Raw genomic sequence first — 15790 nt, 5'->3', positions numbered from 1 at the left:
CGCTCCGCCAGCGTCCCGAAGCCAGGTCAGCCGGTCGTGCCGAGCCACTATCGTGTCGCGTAGAAGGCGACCGCCGATGAGGCGGCGACGTTCAGCGAGTCGACGCCGTTCATCATCGGGATCGTGACGCGCCGGTCGAGCACCCTGTCCGACTCCGGGGCCAGGCCCTCGCCCTCAGTCCCGAAGACCAGGGCGAGGTTCTGATGGTCCTCGGCGACCAGCTCATCCAGCGTGATGGCCCCCTCCCCCAGCGTCATCCCGGCCACGACGTAGCCTGCCTCCTTCAGCAGTGCGACGTCCTCGGGCCACGATCCGATCCGCGTCCACGGCACCTGGAAGACAGTACCCATGGACACGCGGATCGAGCGGCGGTAGAGCGGGTCCGCGCACTGCGGCGTCACCAGCACGGCATCGACACCGATCGCTGCGGCGCTGCGGAAGACCGCTCCTACGTTTGTATGATCGGTCAGGTTTTCGAGGACGGCGATCCGCGAGCGAGAACGTTCCTGCAGCGTGGTGAGCAGCTCAACCAGAGACACGGGCTCGGGCCGGCGCATGGCCGCCATGGCGCCGCGGTGCAGGTGGAAGCCGGTGATCTCCTCGAGCAGCTCCGGCGCCCCGATGTATACCGGAACGTCGGGATAGGCCTCGAGCACGTCCGCAAGGCCTCCAAGCCACTTGTCGGCGAGGAAGAACGAGCGCGGCCGGTGCCCGGCAGCGAGGGCGCGGCGCAGAACGCGGGATGATTCGGCGATGTAGAGGCCCTCGGCGGGCTCCCGCATCTTCCTAAGGTGCACGTCCGTGAGCTGGGTGTAGTCGGCCACGCGCGGATCGTCCGCGGACGTGAGCCGGATGATCTGGCCCGGACCTTGTCTCGCCGCATCACCCATTGACGAGCTTGCCGACCATGTTCACGAGCGCGAGGACACCCAGGATCACGATCACGATGCGGAGCACGATCGGCTTCATGCGCCGCCCGATGCCGGCGCCGAGGAAGCCGCCCAGCGTTGAGCCCACCGCAATGAGCAGCACCACGAGCCAGTCGATCCGCTCGAACGCGAAGATCAGGTACGCCGCCGCCGCAATGAGGTTCACGACCAGGCTCAGGACCACCTTGATCGCGTTTGACTGCTGGAGGGTCCCGTGGAAGAACACGCCGAGGACACCCATGAACAGCACCCCCTGCGCGGCGGTGAAGTAGCCGCCGTACACGCCGATGAAGAACACGAGGATGTACAGCACAAGCGGGACCTTCTGGAGGTCCGCCTCCTCGGGCGTGATGTGCTCAAGCGCCTGCCGCGCCTTGGCCCAGGCGGACAGGCGCGGCTGGAACACGACAAGGAGGATCGCGACGACGATGAGCACAGGTGCGACGTACCCGAACACGGTCTCGGGCAGGATCAGGAGCAGGAAGGCGCCGAGCAGCCCGCCCACGAGCGAGACCGGCAGGAGCTTGAGCAGCGTCCGCTTGGCGCTCACGGCCTCCCGGCGGTAGCCGTAGGCCCCGGAGAACCCGCCGGCCACGAGGCCCATGGCATTCGAGATGATCGAGTTGACCGGGTTGTAGCCGAGGGCCACGAGGACCGGGAACGTCACGAGCGAGCCCGACCCGACGATCGTGTTGATCGTGCCCGCCCAGAGGCCGGCGAGGAAGATGAGCGTGTCGCTCCAGAAGCCGGTCACGCGCTCTGAGCGGAGAGAGCGGCTGCGCCGTTCTTCGCGGTCGCCGTGTAGCGGCCCTCGCGGGCGCGAACCTCCAGGGACATGCCGAACGTGTTGCTCAGGTGCTCCTCCGTGAGCGTCGAGGCGATGGGCCCGGCGGCGACGATGCCGCCGTCGCGCAGCAGGAGTGCATGGGTGAAGCCCGGCGGCACCTCCTCGAGATGGTGCGTGACGAGCACGAGGGCTGGGGCGTCGTCGTCCTCCGCGAGTTCGGAGAGCTTGTAGACGAGCTCCTCGCGCCCGGCCAGGTCAAGGCCCGCCCCGGGCTCATCGAGCAGGAGCAGCTCGGGATCGGTCATGAGCGCACGGGCGATCTGGACGCGCTTGCGCTCCCCCTCGGACAGCGAGGCGAACAGGCGTCCGAGCAGCGGGCCCATCCCCCACTCGTTGAGGAGGCGGAAGGCGCGCCGTTCGTCGTCGCGCTCGTATTCCTCGAGCCACCGGCCTGTCACGCCGTACGCGGCGGTCACCACCACGTTGAGGACCTTCTCGTCCTCGGGAATCTGGTTGGCGAGGGCGGCGGAGGACAGGCCAATACGTGGGCGCAGTTCGAACACGTCGACCTTGCCCATCGTCTCGTCGAGGATGTCGACCCGGCCGTTGGTCGGGTGCAGGCGCGCGGCCGCGAGGGAGAGGAGCGTTGTCTTGCCGGCACCATTCGGCCCCAGCACGACCCAGCGCTCCCCCTCTTTCACCTGCCAGTCGATACCGTCCAGCAGCTTCTTCGTCCCGCGGACGACGCTGACGCCGGACAGCTGGAGAACATTGCTCATGGCCCCTGACATTAGTGCAGGTAGTTCGCCTGCCGCGAACCGTGCCCATGCCGGAGGCAGCTCTGTAGAATCTTGGCTTATGCCAGCACACTTCGCCGCAGTCCTCCATGCCCCGACGCTCACCGACGACGACGCTGCAGCGGCGGCCCGCGCGCTCGAGGGTGCCGGCGGCGCCGTCGGGCCCTTCGAACGCCCCGCAGCGCCGCATGACGACGCGCGCTACGGGGTCCTGACCGCGGAGGTGAAGCTCGACGCCGCACGGGTTGCCGCGGCGCGGGAATCGCTCGCCGGGCTCGCCGTCTCGGCCGCCCTGGTTCCCGCCGAACTGCGGGAGGCCGAGCGCAAGCTGCTCATCATGGATGTCGACTCGACCCTCATCCAGCAGGAGGTCATCGAGCTCCTCGCTGACTACGCGGGGAAGCGCGCGGAGGTCACGGCGGTTACCGAGGCGGCGATGCGCGGCGAGCTCGACTTCGCCCAGAGCCTGCACGCCCGCGTCGCGACCCTCGCGGGGCTCCCGGAGGACGTCATCGCGAAGGTTCGCGACGCCGTCGTCCTCTCCCTCGGCGCAGAGGACCTCATCGCGGCCTTCCACGCCGCCGGCCACGTGGTGTGTGCGGTGTCGGGCGGGTTCACCCAGATCCTTGACCCGCTCGCAGAAAGGCTCGGCCTGGACCACTGGCATGCCAACGACCTGGAGGCTGTGGACGGGAAGCTGACCGGCCGCGTGCTCGGCACGGTGGTGGACCGCGGGGTCAAGGAGCTCATGCTGCGCGAGTGGGCGGAGCAGCACGACATCCCACTCTTGCACGCCATTGCCGTGGGCGACGGCGCGAACGACCTTGACATGCTGGGCGCGGCAGGCCTAGGCGTGGCTTTCAATGCGAAGCCAAAGGTCCGGGCGGCGGCCGACGCCGCGATCGACCTCCCATACCTCGACGTGGTGCGGCACCTCGCCGGCGTGTAGCGCCAGGAGCCCCGGCACCACGAATCGTGATGGGGGTCCCTGGCGCTTGCGGGTTGGTCCTTGGTCAGGCCGTGAAGTGCTCGGCCCCGCCGACATACTCGGTGTGGCCGGTGGGAACGTCGGCGGTGACCATCTTCGCGACCTCCGCGCCGAACTCCTCGACGGAGTAGAGCTTTCCGGCGGCATCGCGGCGCGACTCGATGGCGCCCGGGGCCGCGCGCTCGAGCAGGGTGGCCGTGATGGTGCCCTCGATCATATCGCCGGACACGACCACGAAGGTGATGCCCTTCTCCTCCAGCCACGGGATGAGCTCGCGCAGGGCAGTCTCCCCGGCGTGCTTGGAGCGGGCGACCGGCTCATAGGCGTCCATCGTCTCGACCTGGTCGATGAAGTGTGCTTGGTGGCTCGTGACGAACACGACGCGCGAGCCGGGCTTCATGCGCGAGGCGGCGGCCTTGAGCATCGAGACCTGGGCGTCCCGGTTGAGGCGCAGCGCGTAGTCCTCGCCAAGGCCGGACTCCATGCCGCCCGAGGCGTTGAGCACGAGGACGTCGAGCGAGCCGAAGGAGTCAACGGCCGCTTGGGCGAGCGCGTCGACGTCCGCCTCGTTGGTCAGGTCGGCACCGACTGCGACCGCTCGGCCTCCGGCGGCCTCGATCTCCGCCACGACCTTGTTGGCGCGCGGCGCCTTCTGACGGTAATTCACGACGACGGCCGCGCCCTCGCCTGCCAGGATCTTCGCCGTCGCTGCACCGATGCCCCGCGACGAACCGGTGACGATCGCAGTCTTGCTGTCCAGAAGTCCCATGCGAGCTCCTCTTTCTGGTGTGGTTTGTGGTCTGGCCCGTGCCTCAGTGACGTCGAACCGTCATGCCAGCGATGATCAGTGGCCCATCCCCAGGCCCCCGTCCACGGGGATGACGGCACCGGAGATGTACGCGGCCTCGTCGCTGGCCACCCAGCGCACCACGTTCGCGACCTCCTCGGCGTCGGCGAACCGTCCAGCGGGGACACGCGAGAGGTAGTCCTTCTGCGTCTCCTCAGGCAGCTCCGAGGTCATGTCCGTCGTGATGAACCCCGGTGCGACCACGTTCGCAGTGATGCCGCGCGAGCCCAGCTCGCGGGTCAGCGACCGCGCGAGACCCACGAGGCCGGCCTTGGACGCCGAGTAGTTGATCTGGCCGGGGGCCCCGTAGAGGCCGGAGACGGAGGAGATGAGGACCACGCGGCCCTTGCGGAGGCGGATCATGCCCTTCGAGGCGCGCTTGACCACGCGGAAGGCGCCGGTGAGGTTCGTGTCGAGTACGGACGTGAAGTCATCCTCGCTCATGCGCAGCAGGAGGGTGTCCTTCGTGATGCCGGCGTTGGCCACCAGGACCTCGACCGGGCCATGGGCCTCCTCGACGGCCTTGAAGGCCGCATCGATGGAGGCCTCATCCGTGACGTCAGCCCGTACCCCGAGGATGCCCTCCGGGAGCTCGGTCTCCGTGCGGTACGTGACCGCGACCTTGTCACCGTTGGCGAGGAAGGCCTTGGCGATGGCGAGGCCGATGCCGCGATTGCCGCCGGTGACGAGGACGCTACGCGGGGATGGTGCTTCCGGGCTCAAAGACGCTCCTAAAGATGGTGCGGGAATGCGCGCCGCATCTCGGCGCGTGTCAGGGTGCATCCTAGCCAAGATTGGCGGGTCACCGGGCTGGGGTGGGACAATAGAGGGTGCTTGGGAGTGTGATGACAAGAGATCCTGACCGCCACATGGCGGGTGAGAATGACGGCGAGTACACCGAGGGCGCGTCCGAGGTCCACAGCATCACCTCTGCTGCCCCCGGGCACAGCGTCGACATGCACCAACGCATGGTCCGCTACTCCCTCGCGATGGGCATCCGCATGGTCTGCATCATCGCCCTCTTCTTCCTGGACGGCTGGTTCAAGCTCATCGCCGTCGCGGGCGCGGTCTTCCTGCCGTGGGTCGCGGTCGTGATCGCCAATGCCCAGACCACGGGCGAGTCGTTCGACAGCGAGCTCCTCGACCACGTCTCCTACGGGGAGCTCGGGACGGGATACGTCGAGGACGACACCGACCGTGCAGGGGAGACGATCCAGGGCGAGATGATCGACGACGATATAACGGCGCCGCCCAAGGCCGCCGACCGGCAGACCGGCTCTGAGAAGGAGCACCCCCGGGATCCCGAGGCGGGCGCCGCATGAGCATCTTCAGCATGCTGCCCGGCGAGAGCGCGGCCATCGAGGCCCCCGTCTGCTCCCGGAAGGGGTGCCGACAGGCCGCCGCATGGCGGCTCCTCTGGAACAATCCCCGAATCCACACGCCGGAGCGGAGGAAGGTATGGCTCGCCTGCGGTGAGCACCGCGAATGGCTCGAGGACTACCTGCGCACCCGCATGCTGTGGCGTGAGACGCTGCCCTTCGAGGAGGCGGCCCTCTGATGTACCGGTTCCTCGTGTCCCGCCGCTGGCTCACCTACCTTAGCCTGGCCATCGTCTTCGCGATCACGTGCGTGCTCCTGAGCCGCTGGCAGATGGCCCGCCTCGACGAGGCCAAGTCCAACATCGACCGCGTCACCCGGAACTATGACGCCGCCCCGGTCCCGTTCACCCAAGCCACCGGCGAGTTCGCCTCCCTCCCCACTGACAGCGAATGGAAGCAGGTCGAGCTCCGCGGATCGTATGACACCACCCACACAAAGGTGGTCCGCAACCGCCCCAACTCGGGCCAGCCGGGCTACGAGGTCGTGGTGCCGTTCCGGCTCGACTCGGGCCAGACCGTGATCGTGGACCGGGGCTGGCTCCCGATCGGGAACAAGCAGGCCGGCCGGCCTGACGCCATACCCGCCCCTCCCGCGAGGGAGGCGAGCGTCGTCGTGCGTCTGCGCCCGAGCGAGCCGGCGCTGGATCGGGGCGCCCCCGAGGGGCAGCTTGCCTCGATCGACCTGCCGGGCTACGCGCAGCAGCTCCCCTACTCGATCCTCACGGGCGCGTATGGGATGCTCGCGAGCGAGAATCCGGCGCCCGCGCAACCCGCGCCCGCGTCGCTGCCCAAGCCACAGCCGGACGAGGGCATGCATCTCTCCTATGCCCTGCAGTGGCTCGCCTTCGCGGTGCTCATGTTCATCGGCTTTGGCTACGCGGCGCGGCAGCAGGCGAAGAACGACGCGATCGACGCAGCCGCCACGGCGGCCGAGCGCGCCGCCGCCGCGACGGACGGGACCGACAGGGGCGGGGAGGCTGCGGGTGCGACAGACGACGCCGGTCCACCCGCCTCTCGCGAAGACGTCCACCGGGCAGCGAACGAGGCCGCAGCGCGTGCCGCGCGGTTTGCACCCCGCAGGAAGCGCCGGCCCACCGCCGAAGAGGAAGAGGACGCGATCCTCGACGCCCAGGGGTTCCATTGACCCGGGGCGCGGTCGGAGCACCCGGATGCTGAACGAGCACGCCACTGGTGACCCCGGCGCCGTCGAGCGTGTACGAAAGGCACTGACTGCCGCTGGCCTGCCCGACACCGTGCGGACCTTCGAGCAGGACGTCCCCACGGCCGTTGCCGCGGCCGCAGTGCTGGGCTGCGACGTGGGCGCGATCGCGAACAGCCTCGTGTTCGAACTCGACGGCGGGCCCCTCCTCATCCTCGCGAGCGGCGCAGCCCGCGTGGACATCGAGCTCATCTCACGGGCACTCGGGACGAAGGTGAGGCGGGCGGCGCCGGAATTCGTCCTCGAGCACACCGGCCAACGCGTGGGCGGCGTCGCACCGGTGGGGCACCCGGAGCGGCTCCCCACGCTCATCGACATCCACCTCGCCGACCATCCGCTCCTCTGGGCGGGCGCCGGCGACCATCGGTCGATGCTCTCGATCTCATACGGCGATCTGCTGCGGGTCACAGGGGCCGAGCCTCACCGGGTGCGCTAGTCGGCGTCCGGTTCCGCTCCAGCGAAGCTGCGCCTATGCGAGGGTAATGAGGTCCAGGTAGTCACTGCTCCACAGGTCCTCGACACCGTCGGGCAGGAGGACCACGCGCTCGGGGTTCAGCGCCTCAACGGCACCCTCGTCGTGGCTGACCATCACCACCGCGCCCTTGTAGGTCTTCAGGGCGCCGAGGATTTCGCGGCGGCTCGCGGGGTCGAGGTTGTTGGTCGGCTCGTCGAGGAGCAGGACATTGGCGCTCGAGGCGACAATCGTGGCGAGGGCGAGGCGGGTCTTCTCGCCGCCGGACAGGACGCCGGCGGGCTTGTCGACGTCGTCCCCGGTGAACAGGAATGAACCGAGAATGCCGCGCACGTCGGCGTCGCCGAGGCGGTCCGGGGCGGCGCTACGCATATTCTCGAGGACTGTGCGCTCGGTATCGAGGGTCTCGTGCTCCTGGGCGTAGTAACCGATCTTGAGGCCGTGGCCCGCGACGACCTCGCCCGTGTCCGGGGAGTCGACCCCCGCGAGCATGCGCAGGAGCGTGGTCTTGCCCGCGCCGTTGAGACCGAGGATCACCACCCGGGAGCCGCGGTCCACCGCCAGGTCCACGTCCGTGAAGATCTCGAGCGAGCCGTAGGACTTCGAGAGGCCCTCCGCGGTGAGCGGCGTCTTCCCGCAGGGCGCGGGCTCGGGGAAGCGCAGCGCGGCCACGCGGTCGGCCACACGCTCCTCCGCCACACCGGCGAGGAGCCGCTCGGCGCGCTTGGCCATGTTCTGCGCGGCCACTGCCTTGGTCGCCTTCGCACGCATCTTGTTGGCCTGGTCGAAGAGCACCTGGGCCTTTTTCTCGGCGTTGGCCCGCTCGCGGCGCCGCGCGCGCTCGTCCGTCTCGCGCTGGGAGAGGTAGCGCTTCCAGCCCATGTTGTAGATGTCGATTACCGCGCGGTTCGCGTCGAGGTGGAAGACCTTGGTGACCGTCGCCTCGAGCAGCTCCACATCGTGCGAGATGACGATGAGACCGCCCTGATGCGCCTTGAGGAAGTCCCGAAGCCAGGCGATCGAGTCGGCATCCAAATGGTTGGTCGGCTCGTCAAGGAGGAGCGTGTCCGCGGCCGAGTACAGGATGCGGGCCAACTCGACGCGGCGCCGCTGGCCACCCGAAAGCGTTCGCAGCGGCTGGTTGAGGATCCGGTCCGGCAGCGCCAGGTTCGCAGAGATCGCGGCGGCCTCGGCCTCGGCCGCATACCCACCGCCCGCAAGGAACTCTGCCTCGAGCCTGTCATAGCGCGCCATCGCCTTGCGCTGGGTCTCGGGATCCTCGCTCGCCATCTCGGCTTGGGTGATGCGCAGCTTGCGCATGACGACGTCGAGCCCCCGTGCGGACAGGATGCGGTCCCGCGCGAGCTGCTCCATGTCCGGCGTCCGCGGATCCTGCGGCAGATAGCCGATCTCACCCGAGCGTGTGACCGTCCCGGCGGCTGGGATCCCCTCCCCGGCGAGGACGCGGGTGAGCGTTGTCTTGCCGGCGCCGTTGCGCCCCACAAGCCCGATTTTGTCGCCCTTGTCGATCCGGAAGCTCACCTCGTCCATGAGCAGGCGCGCGCCGGCGCGGAGTTCGAGGTTGGAGACAGTGATCACTTCGGGTAGGGCCTTTCGGGGGATGGGGCCCGATGGTGGGCCTCATCCCATGGTATCGGGCTTGGCTGGCGCCTCCTGACGCGCACCAAGCTGCTCGCCCTGCTTCTGGCCGAGGCGCTCGCGCCAGGTCACGATCGGATGTGGCGGACGCCCGCTGGTCCACCGGCGCCTTCCCGCACCAGCAGACCGTCGTTGTCCTCGATGACCGACAGGGCGAGCTCCCGGTAGCCCACTGATTCGAACAGCACGGTGATCCGACCCGGATCCACCCCCATGATGAGGCCCGGTCCCCAGTCGCGATGGCGCACCGTGTCCTGCATCGACCACGCGTGCGGCGTAGCCTCCTCGTGCTCCCGGGCCTGCTCGCGGCTGCCCACCTCCTCGCAGCGGTCGCAGTTGCCGCACCACGCGGGAGCCTCCTCGCCGAAGTAGTTCAGGAGCCACTGTCGGCGGCACTGGCCCGTCTCCGCGTACCCGCGTGCCATCTCCACGCGCGAGGTGTCCACGCGCCGTCGTGCCTCCTCCTCCGCCGCGGCGCGCTCGACGGCGTCGGCCCACCCCACGCCGTCAGCTGACCGATAGCCCCGCCGGCCGCCCCGGATCGAACCGCTCGCCTCGAGGAGGGCGAGCGCGCGGGACTGGGTACGGGCGCTCAGTCCCGTCTGGCCACGAAGGGCCGCGGGCCGCACCGGGCCGGCTGTGCTCACGGCCGCGAACACCGCGGCCAGCTGCTTCTCTGGGACCGATCCCCCCGCGAAGAAGCGCTGGAGGCCGAGGTCCTCGGACCGGTAGTGGAGCACGGCGAGCGCCGGGTCCCCATCCCGCCCGGCCCGGCCGATCTCCTGGTAGTAGCTGTCGAGGGAGTCGGGGATGTCGGCATGGACGACGAACCGCACGTCCGGCTTGTCGATACCCATGCCGAAGGCGGTCGTGGCCACGACGACGTCGATCTCGATGGCGAGGAAGCGCGCGTGGACGGAGGTCCTCTCGGCCGCTCTGCGGCCCGCGTGGTAGGCCTCGGCACGCAGCCCCCGCTCCGTCAGGGCAGCCGCGTAGTCCTCGGTCGCACGGCGGGTGGCGGTGTACACGAGCCCGGGGCCGCCGAGCTCGGCGACCTCGTCCAGCGCTGCGGCGCGCTTCTCTGCATCGCTCGAGTGCCGGGTGACTCGGAGGGCGAGACTGGGCCGGTCGAAGCTCTGCACCAGCACGAGCGGGTCCACCAGGCCGAGCCGCTCGATGATCTCCGCCCGGGCGTGCGGTGATGCGGTCGCGGTGAGGGCCACGGTCGTCGGATGACCGAGGCGGTCCACCACTTCCCCGAGGGTGAGGTAATCGGGGCGGAAGTCGTGTCCCCACGCAGAGATGCAGTGGGCCTCGTCCACAACGAACAGCGAGGGCCACAGTCCGGCCAGCCGGGAGACGATGTCCTCACGGGCGAGCTGCTGGGGTGCGAGGAACACAAAGGTGGCCTCCCCGCCCTCGAGGGCCTGCCAGACGCGGCGCTCGGCCCGCACCCCGAGCGACGAGTTCAGCGCGACGGCCTGCTCGGCGCCCAAGATCGCGTTGAGCGCCTCCATCTGGTCGCGCTGGAGCGCGATGAGCGGGCTGACGACCACGGTGACGCCGCCGAGGGCTGCCCCCGGGACCTGGTACACCGCCGACTTGCCATGTCCGGCGGGCATCACCGCGAGGACGTCGCGGCCAGCGGTGGCGGCTTGGACGGCCTCGAACTGGCCCTCGCGCCACTCGTCGAATCCGAAGCGGTCGACGGCAATCCGGCGGAGTTCATCCTCAGGCGGCGGCTGCATCTCACTCATCGTCTCTTCGCCTACCCGTCGCCCTGACGGGGGAAACGCCCGGACGGGGTGGCGTCGTGTTGTCGGCGGCCACCAAAGGGTGCCGGACCGCCTCGTGGGGCGCCAACAAAAAGGAGCCCGTCTGCCGTGCGTAACCTGTCAGGGAGACCGCTTCGGGCGGCCGTACAGGAGGAATCGTGAGCAAGACCGCACCCAGCACGCCAGCCACCGTGGCCACAGCGGCGCACCGGGCGTTCCCGGACGTGCTCGTCCGCCCCGTGCAGTAGCCATGGCGCGCATCGAGATCGACGGCGTGTCCGTCGCCGTCCCCGTCGACGAACCCTCGGGGGCCCCCGGGGCGCCGGCCTCCAAGGTGCTGCTCGAGCACATCGATGCAACGCTCACGGAGCCGCGAATCGCCGTCGTCGGCGCCAACGGGTCCGGCAAGTCCACTCTCCTGCGGCTGCTCAACGGACTCATGGAGCCGACGTCGGGCACCGTGCGGATCGACGGACGTGACACGGTCCGCGAGGGGCGCGCGGTGCGCCAGCGCGTCGGGTTCGTCTTCACGGATCCGCTCTCCCAACTGGTCATGCCCACCGGCCGCGAGGATGTTGAGCTCTCCCTGCGCCGGAGGCACCGCGACCGGGCGGAGAGGGCCGCAGCAGCGCAGGCCGTCCTCGACAGGTTCGGGCTCAACGCGCTCGCCGACCAGAGCGTGTACGAGCTCTCCGGCGGGGAACGGCAGCTCATGGCGCTCGCCGCCGTGCTGGCGGTCGGACCCGAGGTACTTGTCCTCGACGAGCCGTCCACCCTCCTCGACCTGCGCAACCGCGAGCTCCTACGCCACACGCTCGCCGGACTCGACCAGCAGCTCATCCTCTCCACCCACGACCTCGAGCTCGCCCTGGACGCCGACCGAGTTCTCGTCGTCGAGGGCGGGCGGATCGCGTACGACGGCGAACCCGCGGCCGCGGTCGGGTTCTATCGGACGCTGTGCGCCGCGCCTGTCGGAACCGCCCATCCGCGCACGACGGCGGCTGGCAGCTGATGCGCGCCCGATCGGCTGGAGGCCTGCTCGCCGGGTACGTGCCCGGCGAATCATGGCTGCACCGCACACCCCTGGTGGCGAAATTCCTCGGGGTCGCCGCGGCTGGCGCGGCGAGCTTCGTGCTTTTGGACTGGCGTGTTTCCGTGGGCGTCCTGGCACTCGCGGTGACGGCGTGGCTCTCGGCGCGGCTCGGGCTGCGCCGTCTGATCGCGTCCTGGAAGCTCGTGCTGCCCATCGCCGCAGTCCTCTTCGCGTTCCAGTGGTGGCAACAGGGGCCCGAGACGGCGACGCGTATCGTCGCCAATCTCCTGCTGTGCTTCGTCGCGGCCGGGCTCCTCACAGCGACGGTGCCGCTCGAACGCCTGCTCGACGCCGTCGCGTCCCTCGCGCGTCCGTTCCAGCGCTTCGGGGCGGACCCGGAGCGTTTCGCGCTCGCGATCGCGATCATGCTGCGGAGCATCCCCGTGCTCGCCGGTGCCTTCGCCGACGTGGGCGATGCGGCCCGTGCCCGCGGGCTCGAGCGGAGCGTGCGCGCCAGGACGGTGCCTGTGGTGCTCTCGGCGGTCGCCTACGCACGCCGCACCGGCGACGCCCTCGCCGCCCGCGGCCTCGGCGACGACTGACGCGTCCGGGCGCCCCTGCTGGCATGCGGCTCAGTGCACCACCGTCCGGTGGCCGGCGTCCAAACGCCGGGTCCACCCCCGCGAGTCGAGGTGTTCCAGCAGCGGAACGGCGATCCGCCGTGTCGTGCCGAGCGCCTGACGTGCCTGGCTTGTGGTGAACGGCTGGTCCAGACGGGCGAGGACGCGCATCGCGAGAGCCGGCGCACTCGGAAGGAGCACCACCCCGTCACGGAGCCGCAGTACGCGTCCTAACCGTTCGGCGGCGGCCAGCTCCCGGGCCCCCAGGCTCAGGGCTCCCAGCTCGTCGGCTTCCGGGGCGTGGAATGGATGGGCGGTGAGCCGTCGCTCCAACTCAGCGACCGCGGACTCGGCGGCGCCGAGGCCTCCGTTGCCGCCGGGCAGCCGGATGTGGCCGCCCGCCTGTTCGAGGCCTGCATCGCGGACGATGTGCGGGACGAGCCGTTCGTCCGGGAGCGCGAGAAGGTCCCGGGCGGCTCCCATGGACAGGCCCGGGGCCAAGGGGTCCCGGGCCCTCAAGGCCTCGAGGGCGGCGCGCAGCCGCTGCTGCCACGCCTCGAAGACGGGACCGTGCACCCACCACTCGCCCAAGACCCGGACGGCCGACGGCGGGCCAGGATCGTCGTCATTGAACAGCCCGAGGCGCCGCAGATGCTTCTCCTGGACGGCCCCACGGGCCGCCACTTCACCCAGCACGTCCCCCGCGGGATCCATGGACACAAGGCGTTCCGCCCAGCGGGCGCTATCGCCGCGCCGTCGCGGGGCCGGCGGGTCGGCATCGAGGATGCGGGCCCCGCCGAGGACCGAGCGGCTTCCCGGGTGGCGCAGCACCAGACGGTCTCCGAGAACGAGCGGCAGCTGACGGTCTAGGACGAGGCGGGCATGGTCAGCACCGAAGGGACGCAGCCGGGCCGGCACGGATGCGGTGCCGACATGCACCACGATCTGCTCCGGAACCTCCGTGTATGGGGCGCCGGTGGTTCGGCGGATGCCGAGCAGGCTCGTCGACGGCCAGGCATTGGGCGTGACGAGCGCGTCTCCGCGGCGCACATCGTCGGCGGAAACATCACGCAGGTTCAGCGCCACTCGACTGACCGGACTCACCGACGGGTACGAGGCCCCGCGGCTTTCCAGGCCGCGGACCACCACGGGCCGGGCGTCACCGTGCCCGATCAGCTGGAGGACGTCGCCCTGCACGAGCGTTCCGGCACCCAGCGTTCCGGTCGCCACCGTTCCGGAGCCGGTGATGGTGAACGACCGGTCTACCCATAGCCTGACCCGGCCGGTGGTGGTGGGAGCAGGGACGCCGGCCAGGACGCCCTCGAGCGCGTCACGGAATTCCGCCAGACCTGTGCCTTGGGTGGCAGACACAGCAACTGCGGGCGCGTCGTGCAGTCCCGTCGAGGCCAGCTCCCTGCGGGTCTGGGCAAGCACCTCGCCCATCCGCTTGGCAGACGCCCGGTCCGCGCGGCTGAGGACCACGACGCCGTGCTCGATACCCAAGGCAGCGACCGCGTCGCGGTGGTCGCCCGACTGCGCCTGCCATCCCTCGTCGGCGGCGACCACGAAGCAGACGACGGGCGCGGGCCCGATTCCAGCGAGCATGTTGCCGAGGAAGCGCTCATGGCCCGGCACGTCGACGAAGGCAACCTCCTGCCCGGACGCCAATGTAGTCCAGGCGTAGCCCAAGTCAATGGTCAGTCCGCGGCGGCGTTCCTCCTCCCAACGGTCAGGCTCCATCCCCGTGAGGGCGCGCACCAGGGTGCTCTTGCCGGAATCGACATGCCCGGCGGTGGCCACGACGTGCATCGCTCAGCCCGGCCTGCCTGCCGCCGCGCCCTCGAGGGCTGCCAGCGCCCGGCGTACGGCCTCGAGGACGCGGGGGTCGTCCTCCTCCGGCACACAGCGGAGATCGACGAGGCACGAGCCGTCATGGACGCGCGGCAGCACGGCCGGCTCGCCGGCGCGCAGCAGAGCCGCGAGCCCCTCGGGGAGTCGGAGCGCCCACCCCGGCAGGGGAACCCCAGGGGCACCGCCGCCGCCCACCCGGCCGTCATGCGGCACGACAGGTACGCCGAGGGCACTGGCAAGCGCCTCGGTGCGGCGCCGCAGCTCCCCCACGTCGGCATGCAGCGACCGGACCACCGGCGGCGCATCGCCCGCAACAGTCGCCTCCAAGGCGGCGAGGGCGAGTTTGTCGGCGCGGACAGCACGGGCGAGCGGGTGGCGGCCCAGCCGCTTGATGATCTCCCTGCGGCCCAGCAGCAGACCCGCTTGGGGGCCGCCCAGCAGCTTGTCGCCACTGGCAATGACGAGGTCGGCCCCGTCAGCCAAAGCGGTCGCAGCGTCGGGTTCGTGCGGCAGACACGGATCGGGGGCGAGGAGCCCGCTGCCAAGGTCCGCGATGAGCGGTACCCCGTTCGCGGCCGTCAAGGAGCTCAGGTCCTGCAGGGTGACTGCTGAGGTGAATCCCTCCACCCGGAAGTTGCTCGGATGGACCTTCAGGACGCAGCCCGTCTCGGGGCCCACAGCGCCGGCGTAGTCGCGCAGGTGCGTCCGGTTGGTTGTCCCCACCTCGTGGAGCACCGCCCCGGTGGACTCGATCAAGTCGGGCAGCCGGAAGCCAGCCCCGATCTCGACCAGTTCCCCGCGGCTGACCACAACTTCCCGGCGGGCCGCGAGCGCTGTGGTGGCAAGTACCAGCGCCGCAGCGCCGTTGTTGACCACCAGGGCGTCCTCAGCGGCGGAACAGGCGGCAAGCAGGGCATCACGGGCACCGGCGCCGCGGCGTGAGCGGGTGCCGTCGGCCAGGTCCAGCTCCACGTCGACGTAGCCGCTGGCCGCGACAAGAGCGTCAAGCGCCTGAGGGGAAAGGGGTGCGCGGCCGAGGTTGGTGTGGACGATCACGCCAGTAGCGTTCAGCACCGGCCTCAGAATTGTCGCCCTGCGTGCAGCCAGAGCGGCCACCAACGCCGGTTCCACGTGGCCGGGGGCGAGCTCCCCGCGCCGAGCCCGCTCCTGGACGTGCTGGATGATGTCGCGGATAACGCGCTCGTTCAGCCGCTTCCGAGCCTCGTGCACAGCTGGCAGGGCCAGCAGGTCGTTCGTGCGAGGAATCAGGCGGCGAGGGTCGACGTGGTCCACATCCCCTCCTCAGTGCCCGGCAGCGCCTGCCGGTGGTTGGCGGTGGCGGACGGGAATCGAACCCGCCAGACCGAGATGCTCGGTCTCACCGGTTTTGAAGACCGGGGGGCCCACCAGGACCCGGACGCCACCGGAGCCCAA

16 protein-coding genes and 1 tRNA gene are annotated in these 15790 nt (G+C 70.2%); 7 read left to right on the top strand and 10 right to left on the bottom strand.

Annotated elements, in window-relative coordinates:
* Positions 1-47 precede the first annotated feature (47 nt).
* Genes LF262_RS01095 through LF262_RS01085 form a run of 3 tightly spaced genes read right to left on the bottom strand, consistent with a single transcriptional unit; the run spans position 48 to position 2495 of the window.
* On the bottom strand, positions 48-890 hold the full coding sequence (locus LF262_RS01095) for a TrmH family RNA methyltransferase (RefSeq protein ID WP_235778447.1): 843 nt from the start codon (positions 888-890) through the stop codon (positions 48-50).
* On the bottom strand, positions 883-1683 hold the full coding sequence (locus tag LF262_RS01090) for a sulfite exporter TauE/SafE family protein (protein WP_235778446.1): 801 nt from the start codon (positions 1681-1683) through the stop codon (positions 883-885). Before LF262_RS01090 ends, LF262_RS01095 begins: the two co-directional genes overlap by 8 nt.
* Positions 1680-2495 (bottom strand): ABC transporter ATP-binding protein, encoded by an 816-nt coding sequence (locus LF262_RS01085; RefSeq protein ID WP_235778445.1) that lies wholly within the window; start codon positions 2493-2495, stop codon positions 1680-1682. The genes LF262_RS01090 and LF262_RS01085 overlap by 4 nt, the downstream gene beginning before the upstream one ends.
* Positions 2496-2574: 79 nt before the next feature.
* Here LF262_RS01085 and serB point away from each other — a divergent pair, with 79 nt between their 5' ends.
* Positions 2575-3462, top strand: a complete 888-nt coding sequence (serB, locus tag LF262_RS01080) for a phosphoserine phosphatase SerB (protein ID WP_235778444.1) — start codon at positions 2575-2577, stop codon at positions 3460-3462.
* 64 nt (positions 3463-3526) lie between these two features.
* Here the strand turns inward: serB and LF262_RS01075 are convergent, their stop codons facing one another.
* A complete protein-coding gene (locus LF262_RS01075) occupies positions 3527-4270 on the bottom strand; it encodes an SDR family oxidoreductase (protein ID WP_235778443.1) in 744 nt (247 codons plus the stop codon).
* 75 nt (positions 4271-4345) lie between these two features.
* Entirely contained in the window at positions 4346-5071 is a 726-nt protein-coding gene (locus LF262_RS01070; RefSeq protein WP_235778442.1) for a beta-ketoacyl-ACP reductase, read from the bottom strand.
* A 122-nt stretch (positions 5072-5193) separates the two neighbouring features.
* Here LF262_RS01070 and LF262_RS01065 point away from each other — a divergent pair, with 122 nt between their 5' ends.
* From LF262_RS01065 to LF262_RS01050, 4 genes are read left to right on the top strand one after another with little or no spacing between them, the layout of a single operon-like run.
* Complete coding sequence (locus LF262_RS01065) at positions 5194-5670, top strand: DUF3099 domain-containing protein (RefSeq protein WP_235778441.1); 477 nt, start codon at positions 5194-5196, stop codon at positions 5668-5670.
* Entirely contained in the window at positions 5667-5906 is a 240-nt protein-coding gene (locus tag LF262_RS01060) for a hypothetical protein (protein ID WP_235778440.1), read from the top strand. The genes LF262_RS01065 and LF262_RS01060 overlap by 4 nt, the downstream gene beginning before the upstream one ends.
* Positions 5906-6871: an SURF1 family cytochrome oxidase biogenesis protein gene (locus LF262_RS01055; RefSeq protein ID WP_235778439.1), complete on the top strand. Its 966-nt coding sequence runs from the start codon at positions 5906-5908 to the stop codon at positions 6869-6871. The genes LF262_RS01060 and LF262_RS01055 overlap by 1 nt, the downstream gene beginning before the upstream one ends.
* A 25-nt stretch (positions 6872-6896) precedes the next feature.
* Entirely contained in the window at positions 6897-7382 is a 486-nt protein-coding gene (locus tag LF262_RS01050; RefSeq protein WP_235778438.1) for a YbaK/EbsC family protein, read from the top strand.
* Between the two features lie 33 nt (positions 7383-7415).
* Here LF262_RS01050 and LF262_RS01045 read toward each other — a convergent pair whose 3' ends face one another.
* Entirely contained in the window at positions 7416-9017 is a 1602-nt protein-coding gene (locus tag LF262_RS01045) for an ABC-F family ATP-binding cassette domain-containing protein (RefSeq protein WP_235778437.1), read from the bottom strand.
* Between the two features lie 128 nt (positions 9018-9145).
* Positions 9146-10834 carry a RecQ family ATP-dependent DNA helicase gene (locus tag LF262_RS01040; RefSeq protein WP_235778436.1) on the bottom strand — a complete coding sequence of 563 codons (1689 nt, stop codon included), beginning with the start codon at positions 10832-10834 and terminating at the stop codon, positions 9146-9148.
* Between the two features lie 268 nt (positions 10835-11102).
* Between LF262_RS01040 and LF262_RS01035 the strand changes: the two genes are divergently transcribed.
* Positions 11103-11864 (top strand): energy-coupling factor ABC transporter ATP-binding protein, encoded by a 762-nt coding sequence (locus LF262_RS01035; RefSeq protein WP_235778435.1) that lies wholly within the window; start codon positions 11103-11105, stop codon positions 11862-11864.
* Entirely contained in the window at positions 11864-12487 is a 624-nt protein-coding gene (locus tag LF262_RS01030) for an energy-coupling factor transporter transmembrane component T family protein (protein ID WP_235778434.1), read from the top strand. Before LF262_RS01035 ends, LF262_RS01030 begins: the two co-directional genes overlap by 1 nt.
* Before the next feature lie 30 nt (positions 12488-12517).
* Here the strand turns inward: LF262_RS01030 and selB are convergent, their stop codons facing one another.
* From selB to LF262_RS01015, 3 genes are all read right to left on the bottom strand, one after another.
* Positions 12518-14314, bottom strand: a complete 1797-nt coding sequence (gene selB, locus LF262_RS01025; protein WP_235778433.1) for a selenocysteine-specific translation elongation factor — start codon at positions 14312-14314, stop codon at positions 12518-12520.
* Positions 14315-14317: 3 nt separating this feature from the next.
* Positions 14318-15649 carry an L-seryl-tRNA(Sec) selenium transferase gene (selA, locus tag LF262_RS01020; protein WP_235778432.1) on the bottom strand — a complete coding sequence of 444 codons (1332 nt, stop codon included), beginning with the start codon at positions 15647-15649 and terminating at the stop codon, positions 14318-14320.
* Between the two features lie 37 nt (positions 15650-15686).
* Positions 15687-15781: transfer RNA gene (locus LF262_RS01015), tRNA-Sec, on the bottom strand.
* Positions 15782-15790 lie beyond the last annotated feature (9 nt).

The organism is Sinomonas notoginsengisoli (assembly GCF_021554725.1).
Taxonomy (GTDB): Bacteria; Actinomycetota; Actinomycetes; order Actinomycetales; family Micrococcaceae; genus Sinomonas; species Sinomonas notoginsengisoli.
Note: the sequence above shows the minus strand (reverse complement) of the source record. Positions and strands in the feature narration are given on the sequence as shown.